This is a genomic window from Synergistaceae bacterium (assembly GCA_017443945.1).
In the GTDB taxonomy this organism is placed as follows: Bacteria; Synergistota; Synergistia; order Synergistales; family Aminobacteriaceae; genus JAFUXM01.
The window spans coordinates 1-4802 of record JAFSXS010000049.1 but is presented as its reverse complement, the minus strand read 5'-3'; the positions used below and the strand labels follow the sequence as shown (position 1 = coordinate 4802).

Genomic DNA, 4802 nt, shown 5'->3' with positions numbered 1-4802 from the left:
TAAACGGTAAAGAAGGCCGCGAAGGTTCAATTACAGTTATAGGCGCGGTATCACCGCCCGGCGGCGACTTGTCAGAACCCGTCACACAAAACACTTTGCGCGTTACAAAAGTTTTCTGGGGACTTGATGCAAATCTCGCATATCAGAGACACTTCCCCGCAATTAACTGGCTGTCGAGCTACTCACTTTACACGGACAGGCTTGACTCGTACTGGGATGAAAAATTTGATGACCAGTGGAGCGGCTTAAGAGTCGAGGCTATGGGACTTCTTGAGCAGGAAGCGCAATTAAATGAAATCGTAAGACTCGTAGGTATCGACGCACTTTCACGCGATGAACGCATGGTAATGGAGACAGCGAAATCATTACGTGAAGACTTCTTGCATCAAAACGCGTTTCATGAGATCGATACTTATGCGTCAATGGATAAGCAGTTCAAGATGTTACGCACGATTGTTAATTTCCATCATGCCGGACTCGACGCTTTACACAAGGGCGCACCGATGAATAAATTATTTAATTTGCCGGTTCGTGAACAAATTGCAAGAATGCGCTATCTTGAAGAGAAAGATATATCACAAATTGACAAGCTCGAAGATACTATCAAGGAGCAAATAAACGCAATTATCCCCGTCGGAGGTGAAAACAATGCTGCCTAGAGAGTATAGAACTATATCAAGCATTTCCGGCCCGTTAATGATGGTCGAGAAGACTGAAGATGTACGTTATGACGAGCTTGTAGAAATTTCACTGTCGAACGGCGAAAAACGTAGAGGCAGAGTCCTTGAGATCGAGTCTGACCGCGCATTAGTTCAGGTCTTCGAGGGTACATCAGGAATCGAGAACGAGGACACAAAAGTAAGATTTCTCGGCAAAGTCTTAACACTTCCGGTTTCTAAAGATATGCTCGGACGAGTCTTTAACGGACGCGGTGAACCCATTGACGGCGGAGCACCTTTAATCGCTGAACAAAATTTAGACATTAACGGAATGCCGATGAATCCATTTTCGCGCGATTATCCGTCAGAGTTCATACAGACAGGAATATCAACAATTGACGGCCTTAACCCGATGGTCAGAGGTCAGAAATTACCGATTTTCTCAGCGTCGGGACTTCCTCATAATAGAATGGCTGCGCAGATTGCACGTCAAGCAACAGTTATCAGCGGTCATGAAGATTTTGCGGTTGTTTTCGCGGCGATGGGCATCACGTTTGAAGAGGCTTCATTCTTTATGGATGACTTCAGGAAAACAGGCGCACTTCAGCGGACAGTCTTATATATCAACTTGGCCGATGACCCTGCGATCGAAAGAATTTCAACGCCCAGAATCGCACTTACAGCAGCAGAATATCTCGCATTTGAATGCAATATGCACGTTGTTGTAATATTAACGGACTTGACGAACTATTGCGAGGCCTTACGCGAAATTTCAGCAGCACGTAAAGAAGTCCCCGGCCGTAGAGGTTACCCAGGCTATTTATATACGGACTTGGCCACAATGTATGAACGCGCCGGAAGACTCAAGGGTAAGAGCGGAAGTATTACACAGATTCCGATTTTGACAATGCCTGAAGATGACAAGACACACCCGATTCCCGACTTGACCGGATACATCACAGAAGGCCAGATAATTTTGAGCAGGAGTCTTCATAGACAGGGAATTTATCCGCCTGTTGATGTCATGCCGTCGCTTTCAAGACTCAAGGATAAGGGTATCGGCAAAGATAAAACGCGTGAAGATCATGCAGATTTGATGAACCAGTTATTTGCAGCTTATGCACGCGGTAAGGAAGCAAAGGAACTCGCAGTTATTCTCGGTGAGGGCGCATTATCGGACGAGGACAAGGCATTTGCTAAATTCTCTACAGTCTTTGAGGATAAATATATTCGTCAGGGCGAATACGAGAACAGGACAATCAAAGAGACTCTGGAGTTAGGCTGGAATTTGCTTACTATGATTCCAGTGAAGGAACTCAAGAGAATCAGAGATGCCTATATCGAGAAATATTTAAATCCGTTACTGGCTGAGAAAAATAAAGGCGATAAGTAAGGAGGGATTTTGACAGATGGCACGCATCAACGTCAACCCTAACCGAATGGAATTATCGAGGCTCAAGAAAAGATTATCAGTTGCGAAAAGGGGTCATAAGCTCCTAAAGGATAAGCAGGACGCATTGATTAAGGCATTTCTTGAGAAGGCTCGTGCAGGCAAGGAATTACGCGAGGCAGTCGAGAAAGAGTTATCCGAGTGTTACGGGACATTTGTATTATCTCGCGCACAGACGACACCCGAAATTCTCGAACAGGCTTTAATTTTTCCGGGCGCAAAGTCGACTCTTTCTGTGAAGTGGCATAACGTAATGAGTGTAATGGTGCCTGAATACGACGTAAAGCAGGAGGGCAACCCAGTAAATTACGGTTTTGTCAATGTGCCGTTATTGCTTGATTCTGCGTTAGAACAGTTCAGCAAGTTAATTTTGCGTTTATTGCAGTTAGCAGCGGAAGAGAAAGCTATTAGACTTATGGCCGGCGAGATTGAACGCACAAGAAGGCGCGTTAATGCACTTGAGTACGTAATGATTCCTAATTTGGCCGAGACTATAAGATACATCAGCATGAAACTTGACGAACAGGAAAGATCCACGTTAAGCCGCTTGATGAAGATTAAAGAAATTGTGTCGGCTTAAATGATGAAATTTTATGAGCAGGTTTCTCTTATTATGAGAGAGACTTGCTTTTATTTTATTAATTGCAGGTGAGGACATGACTAATATCAGACAAAAAATTTATTCTTTCGTGCAAGATCCGCTCAATATATTTTATCTCATAACAGTATCGGGTTTAATCGGCTTCTTTATTTGTGCGTGCATGGTCAAAGAGGGGAGTTTATTTGACTGGTTTATCATAGGAAATAATAGCGACTGGGCATTAACAGATTTTCACAGACATATATTTTACTCTGCTGACATAAAAAATACGTATTTTCCGCAAGGGGGGGGGGGGGGACGCACCTTTTCCGGCATTGTCATATATATTCTTTCACTTCCTTTATTTAATCAATCCCCAGCCTTATGGAGGCATTAAATATATTCTAATTCCCTACGAGATTTTAATTTATGTGATGTGGACAGTATTGCAGGTCTGCATTATGGTTTATCTTGTGCAAAAACTTACAAAATTATCGCTCGGCAATGCAACATTTTTTACGATTATGATATTGTTCTCAACTCCATATTTCAGCGGTGTATTAGAGAGGGGAAATACTATATTCATAACTGTAATATTTTTATGCGGGGCGTTATATCTCCGCGAAAATAAAAGTATTTGGCACAGACAGACAGCTCTAATCTTGATAGCATGTGCAGCAGGTTTTAAAGCTCTTCCGTGCATTATGGGACTTCTTTATATCCGCGAGAAAAAATATCGTGAAGCAGTGCATTTATTTATATGGGGGATTATTTTATGTTTGCTGCCGTTTATTTTCACTGGAGGCTGGGCAGGTTTTGTCGAGTACATCAAGATTATTACTAATCATGTAGGGTCTAGGCCTATGAGGTGGGCTTCTTTGCCTGGGTTCGTAAATTATTGGGTTTATTTCTTAAGGGGCTCATTGAAGCACATGGGAATCCCGCAGCTTATTCTTCAGACGATATTTTGTTGCTCGATGATTTATTTTTCCCTCACGACTAAAGAAAGGTGGAAGGCCGTATTTTATTTGTCAATGATAATGGCGTACAGTCATTCGGGCAGTTATAGATATTACACGGCATATTTGACTCTTCCGTTGCTGCTGCTGGTTGCTGACAGGAAAAATTTTAACACTGCTGATATTTGCGAAAAAGTGAAATTATATATTTATTATATTTTGTTCGCGTCAGTTTTTGTGATTCCTGTCTGGATAATTAATTTCGGCGATGTAGAACACTGGATGTGCGGTTCAGCTTATGTATTGTGCCTTTATTGCGTGGGGACAGACATTTTTGCGTCGAAAAAAAGTATTGCTCTGGAATAAGAAATTTTTTCCCCTCGTGTAAAAGCGGGGGGACATTTTTTTATTTCGTGAACATAATTACTTGATGATAACTGTACTTGTTGAAAATTTTTACTCGTTTATAGCATAACTCATCAAGCCGGCCGAAAAATTGTTGAAGTCTCCAGCTCCTTCTGAAAATATAGCTTCCCAACATTGAGAAAAATACAAAACGAGGCACAGAAATATTTACTTCTTTGAAATTTTTGCGCAGACTCTCAATTTCTGAGTCTTCAAATGGGACTTCAACTGAGTCGCCGTATTTAGGAACGCCGAATTTTCCTACAAGATGATTGCGGAAGAACATCAAAATTTTATTGCGCGATGAATTTTCGTAGAATAATCCGACTCATTCATGCAGAGTTTTATTTTTTCTGCGAACTTGTCGAACGGTTCTATGTGGTGCAAAATAAATTTTCCTACAACGAAATCAAATTTTCCCGGCAATTTATCAACGTCAAGAGCGTCCATTACTTGAGCTTGAATCTTTACGCCGTTAAAGTCTGCCAGTGCAAGAGCGTTATTTATTCCGTTGTTTGTGTTGTCGATTGAGAAGACTTTTGCGCCGTGCTTTGCAAGAAATATAGACATGTCGCCATTCCCGCAGCCTATTTCTAAAATATTTTTGTCGTGAATGTCATTAATTATCGGTGCAAGAAATTCATAACGGTTAATATTTACATCTACGGTGTAAGGGGTGAAATTATTAAATTTTCCTTCCCAAAATGTAATGTCATGGGTTGCTCGTTGCTCGTTGCTCGTTGCTCGTT

Annotated in this window: 6 protein-coding genes; 4 read left to right on the top strand and 2 right to left on the bottom strand. The window is 41.6% G+C overall.

Annotated elements, in window-relative coordinates; genetic code table 11:
- From IJT21_04820 to IJT21_04805, 4 genes are all read left to right on the top strand, one after another.
- Nucleotides 1–659: V-type ATP synthase subunit A (locus tag IJT21_04820; GenBank protein MBQ7577578.1), on the top strand; the 659-nt coding region annotated here is incomplete at its 5' end.
- On the top strand, nt 649–2052 hold the full coding sequence (locus IJT21_04815) for a V-type ATP synthase subunit B (GenBank protein ID MBQ7577577.1): 1404 nt from the start codon (nt 649–651) through the stop codon (nt 2050–2052). The genes IJT21_04820 and IJT21_04815, both read left to right, overlap by 11 nt.
- Nucleotides 2053–2068: 16 nt before the next feature.
- Complete coding sequence (locus IJT21_04810) at nt 2069–2689, top strand: V-type ATP synthase subunit D (GenBank protein MBQ7577576.1); 621 nt, start codon at nt 2069–2071, stop codon at nt 2687–2689.
- Between the two features lie 431 nt (nt 2690–3120).
- Entirely contained in the window at nt 3121–4014 is an 894-nt protein-coding gene (locus IJT21_04805; protein MBQ7577575.1) for a DUF2029 domain-containing protein, read from the top strand.
- 40 nt (nt 4015–4054) lie between these two features.
- Here the strand turns inward: IJT21_04805 and IJT21_04800 are convergent, their stop codons facing one another.
- Together IJT21_04800 and IJT21_04795 are read right to left on the bottom strand one after the other, a co-directional pair.
- On the bottom strand, nt 4055–4342 hold the full coding sequence (locus IJT21_04800; protein MBQ7577574.1) for a hypothetical protein: 288 nt from the start codon (nt 4340–4342) through the stop codon (nt 4055–4057).
- Nucleotides 4339–4802: class I SAM-dependent methyltransferase (locus IJT21_04795; protein ID MBQ7577573.1), on the bottom strand; the 464-nt coding region annotated here is incomplete at its 5' end. The genes IJT21_04800 and IJT21_04795, both read right to left, overlap by 4 nt.